The sequence below is a fragment of the Corynebacterium sp. MSK004 genome, from assembly GCF_030232515.1.
Classification (GTDB): domain Bacteria; phylum Actinomycetota; class Actinomycetes; order Mycobacteriales; family Mycobacteriaceae; genus Corynebacterium; species Corynebacterium hesseae.
Map to the genome: position 1 here is coordinate 1 of NZ_JASPKB010000008.1, position 18232 is coordinate 18232.

The window sequence follows — 18232 nt, forward strand, 5'->3', positions numbered from 1 at the left end:
AGTGTCCAAGACCTCCATGGATTCCGTGTCCAAAAAGACACCGGACTCCATGTCCAAAAACCCTATGGACATAACACTGCTAGCCCAGCTGAAACAGCATTGTGGGCTTTGGCGGTCAGTGCTCGGTGGCTTTCGTCGTTCCACAAGGTCCCGCGAGGTTGCCGTGCCCCGTCGAACCCCGCCGGAGGCACAGCGCTGCGCGCTCAATACTTTCGACGAATGCGCTATTGTTTAAGATATTCTCTTAATACATCCTTATTACCGCGTCTAAACCTATGTGGCTACGCACCGCCCACAACGCAGAAAGGTAAGCCCACGTGAGGGACCTAGTTGACACCACGGAAATGTATCTGCGCACCATCTACGAGCTCGAAGAGGAAGGCATCACTCCCCTCCGCGCACGGATCGCAGAGCGTTTAGAGCAGTCTGGGCCAACCGTATCTCAGACCGTGGCTCGTATGGAGCGCGATGGCCTGCTCCACGTGCGCACTGATCGCAGCCTCGACCTCACCCAACAGGGCCGCGAATTGGCAACCAACGTCATGCGCAAGCACCGCCTAGCTGAACGCTTGCTCACAGACGTCCTTGGACTGGATATCGACAAGGTCCACGACGAGGCCTGCCGGTGGGAACACGTCATGAGTGAAGAGGTAGAAAAGCGCGTCGTCGCGGTATTGGAGGATTCCTCGCGCTCACCATTCGGCAACCCCATCCCAGGCTTGGCACAGTTGGGTACGACCCCGGTGGAGCTCGACTTGGGAACCCGCGCCATCGACCTCCCTACGGGACAAGAAACTGAAGCCACCATCGTGCAAATCAATGAGGTTTTGCAGGCCGATAGCTCGACCTTCGATGATCTTTATTCCTGCGGAATCCAAATCGGTTCGCAGGTGACGGTGGTCAATGAGAGCGGAACCATTACGCTGACGACGAAATCTGGGCATACCGTCGAGCTTGTCGACGAACTCGCCCACGCCATCCGAGTTAAGGAGAAGTAATACGATGAAGCTGTTAGTTACCGGTGGTGCCGGATATGTCGGCAGTGTGTGCGCGGCAGTCTTGGTCGAAAAAGGCCACGACGTCACCATCATCGACAACTTCTCTACCGGCAACCGCGAGGCCATCCCAGAGCAGGCACGTCTCGTTGAAGGCGACGTCGCTGATGTCGCCCGTGAGGTGTTGTCTGAAGGTGGATTCGACGGCGTGCTGCACTTTGCGGCGCGTTCCCTCGTCGGTGAATCCGTTGAAGCCCCCGCTGACTATTGGCAGCATAATGTCGTAACCACGCTGACGCTCCTGAACGCCATGCGGGAATTCGAGGTCACAAACCTCGTCTTTTCCTCGACCGCGGCAACCTACGGCGAGCCGGCGCAAGTGCCAATTACGGAGTCGATGCCTACGCAGCCAACGAATCCCTACGGCGCCTCCAAACTCGCAATTGACTACATAATCACGTCGTATGCCACTGCCTACGGCCTTGGGGCGACCTCCTTGCGCTACTTCAATGTCGCCGGAGCCTACGGCACCATTGGAGAAAATCGCGAAGTAGAAACCCACCTCATTCCCCTCGTCCTGCAGGTAGCGCTGGGGCATCGCGACAAGATTTTCATCTTCGGCGATGACTACGACACCGCCGACGGCACCGCGGTTCGGGATTACATCCACATCCGAGACTTGGCAGAGGCCCACGTCCTAGCGCTGGAGAGCAACGCCGCAGGAACGCACCGCATCTACAACCTTGGCTCCGGGGATGGCTACTCTGTCAAACAGGTCATTGAGGCCTGCCGTGAGGTCACCGGTCACCCCATCCCGGCTGAGCTTGCACCTCGCCGCGCTGGGGATCCCGCAACACTCGTGGCTTCCTCGGAAAAGATCAAATCCGAGCTCGGGTGGAACCCCAGCCGCACCGATCTAACCACCATCGTGACAGACGCGTGGACCTTCACCCAGCAGCTCGGCGAGCGTGCACATTCTGCGCATCGCTAGCCGCATCCTCTGAATGCTCCTCCCCTTCCCCTATAGCGTTTTCATAGGCTTTGAGGGCGCCTGTATGAATTGAGTCCCGAATCTTTTCGTGGAGGCCATGACGGTATGCCTGGCACAGGAGTGAGCCTAGGCGGTGGCTGGGAAATTCTTCCACGACGAGCTGCAATGCAGGGCCGGCGAGGATATCCCACTCCTGTTCCAGCTGCGCCAGTGCAAAGAGAGTCAGCGCGTTTGCCCGCAACTCGCCGCCGAATGTCCGCGCCGCCGCCAGAAGGAGATGCGCTCCCGTTTCGCCCGACGTCGCGCACACGTCCACGACGAGGTCGCGCGTCCACGTCGTCGACAGCCACACAGCACAGGTTGCCAGCAGCTCACTGTCCTGCTCAGCCTCCTCCACCGAGGCCACCTGGTGAAGCGCCCACCGAGCATCGTCGAGCAAGTGATCCAAGAGGTCCTTTCGTTTCTTTCCCCGCGCAGCTGCTACCTGCGCACGATACTGCGTCGCCGCATCTCGCGCTTGCCGCGCCAAGGCATCGGCTTCGGCAGCATCCAAATACTGGTTCCCTGCGGCAAAGACAGCAAAGAACTCCTCCCTATTGAGCTCCGGTACAACATTGTGGTCGACGCAAGAGCGCATCGAGGGGGCGTCGGTCAGCGCCGGTATTGTCCCCTCAACCCACTTCTTCATTGGCCCGCTTCCATCCGCGTTGACGGTTCCGTGCAACAACACGTAGCCCTCATGTTTGGTGATTTCCCGGGTATGCCACGCAGCGTCGACCTCCAGCCCGTCCTCGGCGCGGTCTAGGCTATACAGCCAGTGAACCACCTCCCTGAGCTCGGTGAGGGGACGCTTCGAAATAAGGAATGCAAACACACCTTCGCGGGCGTGCTCGGCCAGTAACGGCGAGATGTCCGCTACTGCCCCTTGGGCATCTGCGATGTCGACGCGAGCAAGCGGGCCCATTGCTGGGCCCCGCGGGGTGGTATCGATAGCCATGAAAACCACCGATTCAGTGGGATAGAAGCCTAGGAGGCCAGGAATGTTTGCGAGGAGGTGACCTGGGGTCGTTATCGGTGGAGTGCGGTCTGTATGCGTTGAGAGTGTGTTCATACCCTGTAGCCTGAACCACACCTACCTCGGTTCGCTAGAGCACTAAGACCGTCCACGGCACATCTGTGGATAACGAGTCCGGGCTAGTATGCAGTCCACTGGAAGTAGCCCGGTTTTCCACACCCAGCAAGTGGAATCCTGGCACAACCAGCCTCCATATGGCATGCTTGAACGATCATCACAGGTTTCCTGCGGGAACCCCCCGCGCGCACGGACCAGCTACGCGTTCGCCCCGGACGCACAGTCGCCTCGGGGAATAGGCGGCAAGTTTTAAGCGTTGCATGTCACAGAACACTGATTGAGGTCGTACGCTCGAAAACAAGCACACGGCTAGAAGGAGGAGTCACAACCATGCAGGAAGAACAGCGCCGCATGTACGAGCTGGAGTACCCCGCTCCAGTGGTCAAGGATGATTCCACTCCAGGCGCAGGCCCCACAATGATCGTTGCCATGAATGGCTACGCCGATGCAGGCCAGGCCGTTGAAGCCAGCGCTGATCACCTCAAAGCCGCGTTGGAAAACCGCCAGCTGGCCTCGTTTAATAACGACGAACTCATTGACTACCGTTCACGCCGCCCTGCCGTCACTATCGACCATGACCGCACCGTGGAGATTGAGAACACGGATTTGGGCATCAAGGTATTGCGGGATAATTCCGGCACGCCTTTCTTGCTGCTGTCCGGACCGGAACCGGACTTGCGGTGGGAGGCTTTTACGGATGCAGTAGTGAACTTGGTTGAAAAGTTCGATATCAAGAACACCATCATGCTCTACTCCGCGCCCATGCCGGTGCCACACACCCGCCCCACGGTGGTCACTGCGCACGGCAATGCCCCGGAACTCCTTAACTCTATGGTGCGCATGGAATCCACCATGATGGTCCCCGGCGCAGCCGCCCTGTATATTGAGCGTGCCTTGGATAAGAAGGGCCGCCGCGTGGCCGGCTATACCGCGCATGTGCCGCACTATCTGGCGGCCTCGCCTTATCCAGCGGCCACGCTCCGCCTTCTGGACTCGGTTGCCTCAGCAGTCGACCTCAACATTCCCTTGGGCAGCTTGGAGGCAGACGTCGCTCGCGTCAACCAGCAGCTCGAGGAGCAGGTGACGGATTCTGAAGAGATCGCGGGCGTGGTCCGCCAGTTGGAAGAGCAGTACGACGCTTATATGGAGCGCTACCGTTCCCGCCATCCGCAGGCCATTATGCCGGGTGAAGAGCACATGCCTACGGGCGAGGAGATCGGAGCAGACTTCGAGGCTTTCCTTGCCGGGCTCGATGACAACCCGGATATCCTCTCTGAAGACATCGACGACCGCGAGGATAACTACGGGCGCGACGAGGGCCCCGGCTCAGACATGGACGATGACGTCTAACCTCAGATAAGCTCAACACGCCGCGGCTGTCGAGGGTCTCGGTCTTTCACAGCCGCAGGGCGGAGACTTATGATCTAAGGCTTTCGCCTAAGGTGGGATGGGTGAACCTTTCTCAGATGTTGCCCGATCTCGCCGAAGTCCCCGAGTCGATGGTTGATGAGGCCATCTGGGACACGTTTTTATCGTGGACCTCCAGCCGTGGAATCTCGCTTTATCCGGCGCAGGAAGAGGCCTCTTTAGCTATCCTCGCGCAGGATAATGTCATCTTGGCCACGCCTACCGGGTCCGGTAAGTCCATGGTGGCCAACGCCGCCCACTTCATTGCTTTGGCACGAGGGCAGCGCAGTTTTTATACCGCCCCGATCAAGGCCTTGGTGAGCGAGAAATTCTTCGCTCTCTGTGAGATTTTTGGCCCAGAAAACGTTGGCATGATGACCGGTGATGCCACGGTGAACGGTTCCGCGCCCATCATTGCTGCGACCGCGGAGATCGTCGCCAATATTGCACTGCGTGATGGCGCGGAAGCTGCCATCGATCAGGTGGTCATGGATGAGTTCCACTACTATTCTGAGCCGGATCGCGGTTGGGCCTGGCAGGTTCCGCTGTTGGAATTGCCGAAGGCACAGTTCTTGCTCATGTCCGCGACCTTGGGCGATACGACGTGGCTGGAGAAGGACTTAACTGAGCGCACCGGACGCACGACGACGCTCGTGGCTGGGACAACCCGCCCAGTCCCGTTGGACTTCTCTTACGTCTTTTCCGCTGTCCATGAAACCATCGAGGATTTGCTCGCTGGTGGCAAGGCTCCTGTCTACGTTGTCCACTTCTCCCAGCGCGAGGCCTCAGAGCGCGCGCAAGCATTGACGTCGCTGTCAAAGATCATCACCCCAGAGGAGAAGGAGTCCATTGCCGCTGAGCTCGCGGGATTCCGATTCACCACGACGTTCGGCAGGGACCTGTCTAAGCTGCTTCGCAAGGGAATTGGTGTGCACCATGCCGGCATGCTGCCGAAGTATCGGCGCTTGGTGGAGCGGCTGGCCCAAAAGGGTCTACTCAAGATCATTTGCGGAACGGATACCTTAGGTGTTGGCATCAATGTTCCGATCCGCACGGTGTTGATGACGGGCCTGGCCAAGTATGACGGAACCCGTCAGCGGATCCTCAAGTCCCGCGAGTTTCACCAGATTGCCGGTCGCGCCGGCCGCGCAGGCTATGACACGGAAGGCACTGTCGTCGTCGAGGCACCGGAGCACGAGATCGAAAACGCCAAAGCGCGGCGGCGCGTGGGCGATGACCCGGCGCGCCTAAAGAAGCTGAAGAAGAAGTCCGCGCGCGACGGTGAGGTCTCTTGGTCGGAGCAGACCTATGCCCGGCTTATCGACGCCGAACCGGAGCAGCTCACTTCCCAATTCCGGGTCTCCAATTCCATGCTGCTCAATGTGCTCGCCCGCCACGGCAACGGCTACGAACACCTAAAACACCTGCTGCGTACGAGCCACAACACGCGTGCGCGCCAGAACGAAGACATCTTAACGGCGCTGAGCCTGTTTCGAGGGCTTCTCAATTCAGGCGTGGTCCAAAAATCCACCAAGGGTCTCGACATCTATGGACGCCCGTACCACGTGGTGCGGGAAATGCCGCGCGATTTCGCCTTGAACCAACCTTTGGGGCCCTTCGCGTTGGCGGCACTCACCTTGCTGGATCCGGAATCGGACACCTATGCCCTCGACGTCATCTCGGTCTTCGAGGCGGTGCTCGATGATCCTCGCCAAGTCCTAATTGCTCAGCAAAAGCAACGCCGTGGCGAGGAGATCGCGGCGCTCAAAGCAGACGGGGTGGACTACACCGAACGCATGGCCATCGTGGAAGACATCACCTGGCCGAAGCCACTCGAAGAGCTCTTGGAGCAGGCCTACGACACTTTTTGCGAAACCAATCCTTGGGCCAAGGAATTTGAGCTGCGTCCTAAGTCTGTGGTTCGCGACATGCTAGAGAGCGCCATGACCTTCTCCGACCTTGTCGCCACCTACGGACTCGCCCGCTCTGAAGGCGTCATCCTGCGCTACCTCACTGATGCTTGGCGCACGCTCAAGCAGTCGATCCCTGCCGAGTTCCTTACCGAGGAGCTCGAAGACATCATCGTCTGGCTCGGAGAACTTATCCGCCAGGTTGATTCTTCGCTCGTCGACGAGTGGGCTGAAATGGCCGGCGAGGACTCCCCCATTTCCCAGGCGGATTTGGACCGCGAATTGGCCTTCGGCGTTGAGGATCCCACCGCCTTGACAGCCAATCAGCGCGCCTTTGGCATCATGGTGCGCAACTACTTCTTCCGGCTCGCGCAGCTCTTTGCCTTGGAGAAGGAAGATCGCTTGGCAGATTTGTTGGATTATTTGGAGGAGATCCCCGACTTTGGCCAAGCTCTCGATGACTACTTCGATGACTACGATGACATCGATACTGGGCCAGCAGCACGGGGGCCGGAGTACTTTGTCATGGACAAGGGCGACAAGGGCTCAGGGGCTCGTGGCGTCGGGGGTTCACGATCGTGGACCGTCCGGCAGATCCTCAAGGACCCAGAGGGAGACAACTCCTACCACATCGTTGGCACTGTCGATTTGGATGCCTCCGATGAGGCTGGTGAAGTCCGGCTGTCCGAACTACGCGTGGAATACTAGGGAATTTAAATACGCCCTTTCTTTGTTATTATTCTCCGTCAACCGCATATTATGCGTATGATTGGGGAATGAGTACGCCACAGCAGATAGACGAACGCCAGCTTTCCCCCATCCCTCACGCTAGCGCCGCGCCCGCGGCCGAGCATCTCACTCTCGGGTCCTTCACCATGAAGGTTCTCAACGGTATCTCGATCGCCGTCGTCGTGTCGCTCGTCCCGCAGGCCTTGCTCGGCGAGTTGGCCAAGGCGCTGCTCCCCTTCTGGTCCGGCGCGTCCACTGTAATAGCGCTGACGGGTCTAGCCGCCAGCCTTTTGCCGGTGATGATTGGTGTCCTCGTAGGCATCGAATTCAAGATGACACCGATTCAGACCGCAGCCGTGGGGATTGCTTCCTTCTGCGGCTCCGGGGTGGCCACCGTCAATCCCGAAGGCGGCTTCTTCCTCAAAGGCACCGGGCTCGTCATCAACTCTGGATTAACCGCAGCCATGGCAGTTGGTTTGCTCCTTTTCATCGGCGATAGGCTCAAGAATTACTCCATCTTGTTGCTTTCCACCATTGTGACGCTCGTTGCGGGCAGCATCGGGTGGGTTATCACCTTCCCCATCGTCAAGGTCTTTACGCTGTGGCTTGGTGACCTCGTAAACGGTGCGACAACTTTACAGCCGGTCCTCATGGGTGTAGTCCTCGCTGTTCTTTTTGCAGTCATGATCGTCTCCCCAGTCTCCACCGTCGGCATTGCTACCGCCATCTTTATCGACGGCATCGCCTCTGGCACCGCTAACCTCGGAGCCGTTGCTGCGGGGTTCACGCTCCTCGTTGCCGGCTGGCGCGTCAACGGCTTCGCCACCTCCATCCTGCATGTTCTGGGCTCTCCCAAAGTGCAGATGGCCAACATGTTGTCCAAGCCGGTCACCTTCCTTCCCGTTATTTGCTCCGCCGCAATCCTGGGCGCAGTGGGTGGGGCTCTAGGGATCTCAGGAACACCAATCTCCGCCGGTTTCGGAATTTCCGGGCTCATGGGCCCGCTGGCGGCCCTCAACTACGAAGGGTGGGGATGGAGCGCCGGCAACGTGATGATCATTACCTTCGTATATGTCGTTCTTCCCCTCGCCCTTGCGCTGCTCTTTTGCTGGCTCTTTGAAAAGGTTCTGCACTTAACCAAATCTGAATACTTTTCCCTCGATTTCAAGTAGCGACATGGGGAGTACAGTGGGCGCCACTATGACTAACCCAAAATCCCCAGCCACCAGCATCCACCTTGCCGGCGTTAGTTTTGAGACGCATGAGGACTCAGTCACTGTGCATTGGCTCCTCGGAGGCATGCCCCACCACCGTGACGTCGTCTTTAAGCTGCACACCCTCGACCTTCAGCTCATCGCCCACTTCGAGCAAGCCAACCTCAGCTCGATGGAGATCGCTTCATACGGAGAAGACACGAGGGACGCCCACCGTCCAGTTGATTATCAATACAACTACTCCCCCGAGGCGCTCGCTATCACGCTGCCCACCGCCCACTTTAATCTAAAAGAGGAAGTCTTCACGATGGGCCTGTCAGTGGACGGCATCCCCTGCGGTGAGTGGACCGGAACAATTACCTAAGCCTTCACTCCCTACACACAGCGAAGCCTATACACGCTTTACAGGACTCTGACCAGCGACGATACTGGAGTAAGAACAGTTCTCTAGGAGTCAGGAGCTGGAAATGGCACACCATGTCAATGAGCCCCATGGCGATTCACACAACGCGCGGTTAAATTCCCTTCGGGCGGGAGTTCTCGGCGCTAATGACGGCATCGTCTCCGTCGCCGCACTTCTGCTCGGCGTCGTGGGGTCGGGGGCGTCGGCAAGCGCCATCCTCACCGCCGGCTTGGCCGCAACCGTATCGGGAGCCGCGTCGATGGCGCTGGGAGAATACGTCTCGGTGTCAGCGCAGCGTGACTCCGAACGGATGATGATAGCCAAGGAGACCCGCGAGCTGGCAGAGCTTCCTGAGCAAGAACACGCGGAACTCGTTTCCATGTTGGCTGACTACGGCATGAACACCACTACCGCAGACACCGCAGCACATGAGATCGCCGCCAAAGATAGGCTCTTGGAGGCACACCTGAGGCTGGAAATGGGAATCGATGGTGAGGACCTGACGAACCCTTGGCACGCCGCTTTCTGGTCGGCAGTATCTTTCCTTGCCGGTGCAGCGCTGCCCCTCCTGTCAATCTTTACAGCCCCGATGAGCATGGCCGCAGCAGTCGTCGCCGTGATCACTCTCATTGCCCTGGCAATTACGGGCTACGTGTCTGCTCGCCTCGCCGGTACAAATGCCGCACGTTCCGTCTTCCGCCTCGACATTGGTGGAGCGCTCGGGCTAGCCATTACCTATGGCATCGGCGTTGCCTTCGGCGGGGTCATCCGCTAGAAGGCCGCAAACCTCCCCAGCCCTTTGAGGCACAAAAAGTCCCACTCCCCTGTACATAATCACGGGAGTGGGACTTCTCTATCGTGCGCCTAAGAAGGCATGCTGTTTATCTACTCAGCGGAGCGCACAGCCTCAGCCTGCAGCGCCTGCGCCACAGCCTGAACAACGCCTGCGACCTTGACGCCTTCCCAAATCTGCTCCTTGGTCACGCCCTCCTCCAACAGAGTATTGGCGTGTGCAGTCAGGCAGTGCTCGCAGCCATTGATAGCAGAGACAACGGTGCTCCACAGCTCAAACGTTGCCTTGTCTACGCCAGGCTTAGCAATGATGTTCATGCGCAGACCGAACTTGACCTGCGCGAAATCATCGCCCAACCAGCTCTTTGCGCGGTAGGCCACGTTATTCATAGCCATCACCGTGGCGGAGCCGAGAGCTGCGTCAACTGCCTCTTCGCTGAGGTGCTCGCGGGCTTCCTCAAGAATCTCCTTCAGGACCAGATCATTACGGGTGGCGGCCGCAGCAGCGACCAAGCTGCCCCACAGCTGCTCCTCATTCAGCTCGGTCGTACGCGTCAGCGTACCGATGTTGAGCTTCTGATCCTTGGCATACGCCGGAAGTGCGGACTTCAGGTTGTCGATGGACACTGAGTAACTCCTTTATGGTTGGACGGTTGTGCTTAGCGATGTCTTACAGTGCGGACTGAACGACCTCGAGCTTGTCGATGTTCTTCGTCGGGTCATTAGCCTCCCAGTTGCAGGCACAAACCTCTTCGGACTGCAGCGCATCGAGCACACGCAGAACCTCATCAACGTTGCGGCCGACAGCGTCCGGGGTCACGGACACGAACTGGATAACACCGTCCGGGTCAATGATGAAAGTTGCGCGGTCAGCAACGCCGTCGGCGTTCTCCACACCGAGGGCGCGGATGAGGTCGTGGCGAATATCAGAGAACATCGGGAACGGGACTTCCTTCAGCTCCGGGTGGGTTGCACGCCAGTTGAAGTGCGCAAACTCATTGTCGGTGGAGCCGCCGAGGATCTGGGTATCGCGGTCCTGGAATTCCTCATCCAGCTTGCCGAAGGCTGCGATCTCAGTCGGGCACACAAAGGTGAAGTCCTTCGGGTAGAAGAATACAACCTTCCACATCCCCTGGTACTTGTCCAAAGACACCTGCTCGAAGTAATCCTCCGGCTGGTTAGCGTTGACGTCGTGGAGGTCGCCGCCCTTCAGCGCAGTCAGTTCGAACTCTGGGAACTTCTCACCAACGGTCAAGATAGGCATAGAAGATTCAACTCCTTCAATAGTCACAACAATGCACAAAAGTGATGTAAATCTCTACGACCGCACACCATTTTGCCTTTTAGCTGGTACGCAGCCGCTCGCTTGTTAAGTATGCCACGAACCCCCTCGCACGTCAATAGGCCCGACGAATTAGAGATGTTAGAGTTATAGGCATGAACAATAAGGAGTATCGCCCAACCCTCGCCCAGTTGCGCACCTTCGTCATGATTGCGGAGAACAAACACTTTGGCTCCGCGGCCGCCAAACTCGATATCTCCCAGCCTTCGCTCTCCCAAGCACTCGTCGCCCTCGAACAAGGCTTGGGCGTCCAGCTCATCGAGCGCTCTACCCGCAAAGTCATCGTGACGTCCACCGGCGAGGCGCTCCTCCCCTACGCCAAGGCAACGCTCGAAGCGTCCGATGCCTTCCTCAGCCAAGCCCACGGTGCAAGCGGTACGTTAACTGGCCCCCTCACCATCGGAATCATCCCCACCATCGCACCCTATATTTTGCCGGGGCTGCTGAAATCCATCAGCGAAACCTACCCCGATCTAGAACCACGCTTCGTCGAGGAACAGACTCAACACCTGTTAGACAAGCTGCGCGAGGGCAGCTTAGACCTCGCTGTGGCCGCACTGCCCACCGAGGCCACCGGGATGGTCGAGACTCCTCTCTATAGCGAATCCTTTACCGTCGTAACACCGGCAGGACACCCGCTCGCGGGGCGCGAGGATCTCACACTCGAAGAGCTTGCAGACCTTGACCTTTTGCTGCTTGACGACGGCCACTGCCTCCGCGACCAAGTCCTCGACCTATGCCGTCGCGCCAAGGTAAACCCCTCCGAAGCCACCAATGCCGTCACCCGAGCATCGTCGCTGACCACTATCCTGCAGCTCGTCATGGGAAATCTAGGCACTACCCTTGTCCCTGAATCAGCGCTCGCAACGGAATGCCAAAACCCGCAGCTTGCGGTCGCCCGTTTCGCCCCCACGGTAACAGCGGAGCGCCCGGTTGGACTCGTTTTCCGATCGTCTGCTGCCCGCGCTGATGAATTTCGCGCCTTTGGCTCTTTGGTCACCGCCGCCTTCCAGGACGCTGCGGAACGCTCCCGAGCCCTCTTCCCGACCTCGTAATTCGAGCCCCCCAACTCTGATGGCATTAAAAACTACAACGCCGCCCTTGGCTTACCTCTTGTAGCCCGGCCCGCCTCGGTAGGCGGTGGCTAAACAAGCGGAAAGCTTAGGCGGCGTTGCGTTATAGGTCTGGTTTAGACCTTAAGCTGCGGGAGCATAACGACCCTGGCACTGGCGGCACAGGTGCGCTGTCGCCAGCTGAAGGGCCGGCGCGATAATAATCAGAGCCAAGCCCAAGGTAATAAGGGACGCGAAACCCAAGAGGCCAGACAGGACAATAAACAGCAAAAGGTGGCTGTAGTTTTCCTTGCCCAGCTTGAGTCCCTGGGAGAAAGCCTCGCCGATCGAGGAAGTATCGGCTGCCAACCAGGGCATGAGGGTAAAGAAGGGCTGAATAAACAGCGCAATCAACATCACTACAAGGAGCCCACCAAAGATGGAGCCAACGAGCGCGAAAACATCGCTCTGGCTGAGCTGCTCTGGGTTCTGGAGGTCCGTACCTTCCACACCGCCGAGGACCACCATAAACAGGACGACGATGACGATCACCAGGGCAATCGCTGCGAGAATGCCCAAGACAAGATTCACTACCAGCGGCGGCACCCAGCGAACTCCCTGGAACAGGGTTCCCCATGTGGGGCTCGGCTTATCGATTTCACGGTAGGCCAAACGATAAACAACCAGAGAAATGACAAAGGACAGGATAGACACCGCGAAGGAGAAGAGGTCCAACATGACGGAGGTCTCCGCCCCATCGGCACTCTGCGCACCAACGCTGATTCCAACTTGTGGGACAAACTGAATAGCAAGCACGACGACGGCTCCCAACACCCACAAAAGTGCGTTGCCGAGCGCGGCCTTGAATCCCCATTTGATCGCTTCGATAGCGCTGACTGGACCCGTATAGGCCGGACCGGCACCTGGGCCGAGGCCCTCTTGACCGGAGCTATTCCCATAGCTCGCACCGGCATAACCCGGCTGGCCAGCATCGTACCCACCATAGGACTGAGAGCCGTAAGCTCCGCCGCCATAGTTGCCATAGTTGCCGGATTGACCGAAACCAGCCTGGTCTTCTGGGTGGCTGGTGGGTTCATACTTTGGAAGTCCACCAGTGTTCCCGGAGGAATTACTGGGGCCGTTCTGCGGGTTGCTTCCGAACCCTCCGTTGGAGCCGTTGTCCTCCGGATTCGAACCAAAAGGATTAGTCATTGATTGTGCCCTTCTTTAATCATTGTTCACACAGTCACCACGAGGGTACCAATTTCTCTACCTGGACCTGTGAGCGACTAGCCTTCCGAGTAGACTTTTAGGTCAACTATGACTGCTACTCGCGAAGATCTTTACGGCGCTCTCACAACAGTTTCTTTGAGTGATGAGCGCGCATTCCGTCGCCGCCTGCGCAAGGCTCGTTCTCCCAAGGCCCTGGCTGCGATCCAGGCCGATATCACAGCCGCCCAAGACAAGGTGAGCACCATCGATGCCAACGTGCCGCCGATTACCTACCCCGAGGAGCTTCCCGTCACCGGACGCCGCGACGATATCGCCGAGGCGATCGAAAAGAATCAGGTAGTCATCATCGCTGGTGAAACCGGTTCGGGAAAGACCACACAGATTCCAAAAATCTGCCTGGAACTCGGCCGCGGCCGGCGGGGGCTCATTGGCCATACCCAGCCGCGGCGACTAGCAGCGCGTACCGTCGCCGAGCGCATTGCAGAAGAACTTGATCAGTCCATCGGGGACACAGTCGGCTATGCCATTCGCTTCGATGACAAAGTCTCCTCCACCACCGCCGTGAAGCTCATGACCGACGGCATCCTGCTGGCAGAGATGCAGCGCGACCGTTTCCTCAATGCCTACGACACGATCATTATCGATGAGGCACACGAGCGCTCACTCAACATCGACTTCCTCTTGGGCTACCTCAAGCGGCTGCTTCCCAAGCGTCCGGATCTGAAGGTCATCATCACCTCAGCAACGATTGATCCCGAGCGCTTCGCCGAACACTTCGCGGACGCTGGGGGCAAACCTGCCCCCATCATCGAGGTCTCCGGGCGCACCTACCCCGTGGAGATCCGCTACCGCCCGCTCGAGGTCGAATCGGGTGGAAAGACCATCGACCTCGATCCTCTCGACGCCCTCTGCGAAGCCATCGAGGAGCTCATGGCCGAAGGCGAAGGAGATATTCTGTGCTTCTTCCCCGGAGAGCGCGATATCCGCGACGCCATGGAGGCCATCGAGGGGCGCCACTGGCGCAACGTGGAGGTCACTCCGCTCTTCGGACGCCTGTCCAACCAGGAACAGCATCGCGTTTTCCGCTCGCACCGCGGACGGCGCATCGTGCTCTCCACCAACATTGCTGAGACCTCATTGACGGTGCCGGGCATTCGCTACGTCGTGGATACGGGAACGGCGCGTATATCGCGCTATTCCACGCGCACCAAGGTGCAGCGTCTCCCCATCGAGCCGGTCTCCCAGGCAAGCGCCAACCAGCGCTCGGGCCGCTGTGGCCGCGTTGCGGATGGCATCGCCATCCGCCTGTACAGCGAGCAGGATTTCCTATCCCGCCCGGAGTTTACGGATCCCGAGATTCTGCGCACCAACCTGGCCAGCGTCATCCTACAGATGATTTCGCTGCGCCTTGGTGACATTGCTGACTTCCCCTTCGTCCAACCCCCTGAGCGGAAGGCCGTACGAGACGGCCTACTTCTTCTGCACGAACTGGGCGCCCTCGAGGGCAAAGAAAAAGACGGACTACCTGTCCTGACCCGAATAGGACGCGATCTTGCCCGCATCCCCGTAGATCCACGCATGGCCCGCATGCTGGTCGAGGCCAAGACTTCCGGGTGTCTCCACGACGTCATGGTCATCGTTGCTGCCATGACGATCCAAGATGTGCGCGAGCGGCCGAGCGACAAGCAAGCTCAAGCCGACCAGGCACATGCCCGCTTCAAGGATAAAACCTCCGACTTTGTGGCCATGCTCAACCTGTGGGACTTTGTCCAGGAAGCTCGCGATGAGATGAGCGGCAATGCTTTCCGCAAACGGATGAAGGCCGACTTCCTGCACTATATGCGCATCCGCGAGTGGTTCGATCTGGTGCGGCAGCTGCGGGACGTCGCCAAGCAGCTCGGGTGGAAAGCCCAGGAAAGCACAGAGCGTCGCCCCGATGACATCCATATGGCCTTGCTTTCTGGACTGTTGTCTAATATCGGCGCGCGTGATGGCAACTCTAAGGAGTTCATTGGTGCACGCAATACCCGCTTCCTCGTCTTCCCCGGATCGGCACTGGCAAAGAAACCGCCCGAGTTCGTCATGGCGGCTGAGTTGGTGGAAACGTCGCGCCTGTGGGCGCGCGACGTTGCTGCCATCGACCCAGCATGGGTTGAAAAGCTGGCGAAGGATTTGCTGAAGCACAACTATTCTGACCCGACGTGGTCGCGAAAGCGCGGCTCTGCGGTCGTCACCCAACGCTCGACGCTTTATGGCGTCACTGTTGTCGCCGACCGGACCGTGCCCTATCACCGCGTGGATCCTGAGGCAGCGCGCGATATGTTCATCCGTAACGCGCTAGTCGACGGCGACTGGACCACCCACCACCACTTCTTCCACGACAACAAGCGCAAACTCGCCGAGGCCTCCGAATATGAGGAGAAGGCCCGCCGGCGCGGACTCGTCGTGGACGAAGACACTCTCTTCGATTTCTACGATCAGCGCATCCCTGCGTCTGTCACCACCGCCCGGCATTTCGATTCCTGGTGGAAAAAGCAGAAGAACAAACATTCCTTGGACTTCGACCCAGAAGCTCTTCTCGAGGAGGACCACGATGTCACCGAGGATGCCTTCCCCGACCGCTGGTTGAAGGGAAGCATCGACTACGACTTGTCCTACAAGTTCGAGCCGGGAGACCCGATCGACGGTGTCACACTCATGGTTCCCGTCCCGCTCCTCGCGGGGTTGGACACAGAAGGCTTCGATTGGCTGGTACCGGGCCTACGTCTAGAGCTCGTAACTGAGCTTATTCGCTCGCTGCCGAAGGCTCTTCGACGCACCGTGGTTCCGGCACCCGAGTTCGCTGAACGCGCGCTGCCCAAGCTCTTGCCCTATGAGGGCACACTCACCGAGCAACTCGCTGCGGTTTTGCAAGAGATGGGCGGCCAAGGAATCAACGCCGGCGATTTCCGCCCCGACCAGCTCCCTCCGCATCTGCGCATGAACTATGCCGCAGTGGACAAGCGGGGCAAGGTCATCGACTCAGACCGCAACCTGCAGGCTCTAGTCCAACGCCAAGCCGGCCACATTTCCTCCTCGGTCTCACGCGTTGGCCGCGCCGCCGAATCCACTGCGGTCAAGGAATGGACGGAGGATACACTCGGCGCCATCGAAGAGGAAGTGGTAACCGTCGTTGATGGGCATGAGGTCACCGCCTACCCCGCGCTCGTAGCGACCAAGGACGGCGTGGCGCTCAAGGTCCATCCCACCAAGGCGGCTGCCGACGCCTCCATGATCACCACCACCCTAACCTTGCTGCTCCGAGAAATTACGGTGAATACGCAGCAGATGGTCAAAGGGCTTCCTCTACAGCAGCGGGTAGCCGTCGACTCCTACCCCCACGGCGGGGCGGAAGGACTTGTCAGCGATGCCCGGGTTGCCGCAGTACGCGACATCATGATGGAAAAGGGCGGCCCGGTGCGCACCCCCGGTGACTTCAATGCATTGCTCAACGCGGTCAAACCGGAGGTCCCGGGCAGAGTGCGCCAGGCAGTCGTTGCAATTGCGCCGGGCCTAGCAGAGTATTCCAATCTGAATGCTGAGCTGAAGCACTGGGAGGGGCCGGCCATCGATGATATTCGGGCCCAGCTCAATTTCCTGTTGCCCGCGCACGCCATCACCGTCCACGGGATCCAGCACCTGCGCCATTTACCGCGCTATATCCAGGCCGCGCGCATCAGACTTGAGGAAATGAACGTGGACCCGGACCGCGATGCTGACCGGCAGGCAGACGTCGACGAGGCCAAAGCCTATGTGGCCAATCGGTTGCGGTCCCTGCCTCCTGGCCGTGAAAAGACGCGTGAGGTTAAAGACATCTACTGGATGATTGAGGAACTGCGCGTATCGCTCTTCGCACAACGCCTGGGCACTGCCCACGCGGTGTCTTTGAGGAGAATCCAAAAGGCAGTGGATAAATTGCGTTAAAAGCTATCGCGGTCGCGCCGACGCATGAGGCGGATTTCTGATTCAAAGTCGTCGGCGCTTTCAAAAGACTTATACACGGACGCAAAGCGCAGGTAGGCCACTTCATCGAGATCTCGCAGAGGTTCCAGGATGGCAAGGCCGATGTCATTGGCGTTGACTTGCGAGGAGCCGTGACTGCGCACGGTCTCTTCAACTTCTTGAGCGAGCTTCTTCAAAGCATCATCGCTAACGTCGCGCCCCTGACATGCGCGTTTGACGCCTCGGATCAGCTTGTCGCGACTGAAAGGCTCAGCCAAGCCATTTCGCTTGACTACTGACAAAACTGCTTTCTCGATGGTGGTGAATCGACCTTTGCACGCGGCGCATTCGCGACGCCGCCGGATCGAGGTTCCGCTGTCGATTACGCGCGAGTCAATAACGCGTGATTGTTCGTTGTGACAGAACGGGCAATACACAGTGCCGTATCCTTCCTTTCGACCAATGCGCACATGCTGCTGGCCCAAGGAATTCTAGCGCGAAGACACGACCGTCGTGGTCGAAGAGGTGCTCGCACTGTCAACCTCACTATCGATACTGAGGCCACCCCATACTGTGCCGATGAATACCGCGGCGCCAAAGACTGCTCCGAGCACATAGTTACCTACGTTCGACCGACTACGACGGCTGCCCGATGTTGCCCCGGCGGCCGAAACCTGGGAATTCACCGGAATTTCTGGACGGCACTGTGTTCTATCGTTTACGGCAAGAGTTCGAACACGAGACGGCCCATATGGAAGGTTGCGCGGGGCATCAGACGTGAGCGACCGAGACTGAGCGGGATCCCAGACCGCCGCTGGCGGCACTAGAACAGCCCGATTGCTAGACTTCTCGAGGGACACCCCGCGCAGTACAGAGGCATTGTTTAATGCGATAGCCATGACGGTTCCTTTCTAGGTCTTCCTTATTCATTAAGACAATGCCCGAAGTGTACGAACCAAGCCCGACATCTTCGAACATCACCTTCGATCAACCGTTCGATTTGGTGTGTATGTTCGATTTATAGCAGGCCTTCGAAAATTTGTCCACACTC

At 58.6% G+C, this 18232-nt stretch carries 15 protein-coding genes; 10 read left to right on the plus strand and 5 right to left on the minus strand.

The window, feature by feature from the left end:
- The 3 genes from QP999_RS10070 to galE form a co-directional block, all read left to right on the plus strand.
- Window positions 1–235 (plus strand): hypothetical protein (locus QP999_RS10070; RefSeq protein WP_284848237.1); only part of this gene is annotated, 235 nt, incomplete at its 5' end.
- An 82-nt stretch (window positions 236–317) separates the two neighbouring features.
- Window positions 318–998, plus strand: a complete 681-nt coding sequence (locus tag QP999_RS10075; protein ID WP_143334833.1) for a metal-dependent transcriptional regulator — start codon at window positions 318–320, stop codon at window positions 996–998.
- A 4-nt stretch (window positions 999–1002) separates the two neighbouring features.
- Window positions 1003–1986: a UDP-glucose 4-epimerase GalE gene (gene galE, locus QP999_RS10080; protein WP_284848238.1), complete on the plus strand. Its 984-nt coding sequence runs from the start codon at window positions 1003–1005 to the stop codon at window positions 1984–1986.
- Here galE and QP999_RS10085 read toward each other — a convergent pair.
- The gene (locus QP999_RS10085) at window positions 1943–3097 is read right to left on the minus strand and encodes a DUF4192 domain-containing protein (protein WP_101735669.1); all 1155 of its coding nucleotides are present in this window, start codon (window positions 3095–3097) and stop codon (window positions 1943–1945) included. The two genes, galE and QP999_RS10085, sit on opposite strands and share 44 nt — an antisense overlap.
- A gap of 351 nt (window positions 3098–3448) precedes the next feature.
- On the opposite strand from QP999_RS10085, the gene QP999_RS10090 reads away from it, so the two are divergent.
- From QP999_RS10090 to QP999_RS10110, 5 genes are all read left to right on the plus strand, one after another.
- Window positions 3449–4468, plus strand: a complete 1020-nt coding sequence (locus QP999_RS10090; protein ID WP_070521987.1) for a PAC2 family protein — start codon at window positions 3449–3451, stop codon at window positions 4466–4468.
- Between the two features lie 101 nt (window positions 4469–4569).
- Window positions 4570–7143 carry a DEAD/DEAH box helicase gene (locus QP999_RS10095; RefSeq protein ID WP_284848239.1) on the plus strand — a complete coding sequence of 858 codons (2574 nt, stop codon included), beginning with the start codon at window positions 4570–4572 and terminating at the stop codon, window positions 7141–7143.
- A gap of 167 nt (window positions 7144–7310) precedes the next feature.
- On the plus strand, window positions 7311–8336 hold the full coding sequence (locus QP999_RS10100; protein WP_502870663.1) for a PTS sugar transporter subunit IIC: 1026 nt from the start codon (window positions 7311–7313) through the stop codon (window positions 8334–8336).
- Window positions 8337–8364: 28 nt separating this feature from the next.
- Window positions 8365–8742, plus strand: a complete 378-nt coding sequence (locus QP999_RS10105; protein ID WP_144014966.1) for a hypothetical protein — start codon at window positions 8365–8367, stop codon at window positions 8740–8742.
- 103 nt (window positions 8743–8845) lie between these two features.
- Complete coding sequence (locus tag QP999_RS10110) at window positions 8846–9556, plus strand: VIT1/CCC1 transporter family protein (RefSeq protein ID WP_284848240.1); 711 nt, start codon at window positions 8846–8848, stop codon at window positions 9554–9556.
- 110 nt (window positions 9557–9666) lie between these two features.
- Here QP999_RS10110 and ahpD read toward each other — a convergent pair whose 3' ends face one another.
- Both ahpD and QP999_RS10120 read right to left on the minus strand, forming a co-directional pair.
- Complete coding sequence (gene ahpD / locus QP999_RS10115) at window positions 9667–10200, minus strand: alkylhydroperoxidase, AhpD family (protein WP_070524463.1); 534 nt, start codon at window positions 10198–10200, stop codon at window positions 9667–9669.
- A gap of 43 nt (window positions 10201–10243) precedes the next feature.
- Window positions 10244–10837, minus strand: a complete 594-nt coding sequence (locus QP999_RS10120) for a peroxiredoxin (protein WP_070524465.1) — start codon at window positions 10835–10837, stop codon at window positions 10244–10246.
- A gap of 173 nt (window positions 10838–11010) precedes the next feature.
- Here QP999_RS10120 and QP999_RS10125 point away from each other — a divergent pair, with 173 nt between their 5' ends.
- The gene (locus QP999_RS10125; protein WP_284848241.1) at window positions 11011–11970 is read left to right on the plus strand and encodes a hydrogen peroxide-inducible genes activator; all 960 of its coding nucleotides are present in this window, start codon (window positions 11011–11013) and stop codon (window positions 11968–11970) included.
- A gap of 141 nt (window positions 11971–12111) precedes the next feature.
- Here QP999_RS10125 and QP999_RS10130 read toward each other — a convergent pair whose 3' ends face one another.
- Window positions 12112–13179 (minus strand): ABC transporter ATP-binding protein, encoded by a 1068-nt coding sequence (locus tag QP999_RS10130; protein WP_070524469.1) that lies wholly within the window; start codon window positions 13177–13179, stop codon window positions 12112–12114.
- Between the two features lie 108 nt (window positions 13180–13287).
- Here QP999_RS10130 and hrpA point away from each other — a divergent pair, with 108 nt between their 5' ends.
- A complete protein-coding gene (gene hrpA, locus QP999_RS10135) occupies window positions 13288–17163 on the plus strand; it encodes an ATP-dependent RNA helicase HrpA (protein WP_284848242.1) in 3876 nt (1291 codons plus the stop codon).
- Here the strand turns inward: hrpA and nrdR are convergent.
- Complete coding sequence (nrdR, locus tag QP999_RS10140) at window positions 17160–17618, minus strand: transcriptional regulator NrdR (protein WP_010190258.1); 459 nt, start codon at window positions 17616–17618, stop codon at window positions 17160–17162. The two genes, hrpA and nrdR, sit on opposite strands and share 4 nt — an antisense overlap.
- Between the last annotated feature and the right edge of the window lie 614 nt (window positions 17619–18232).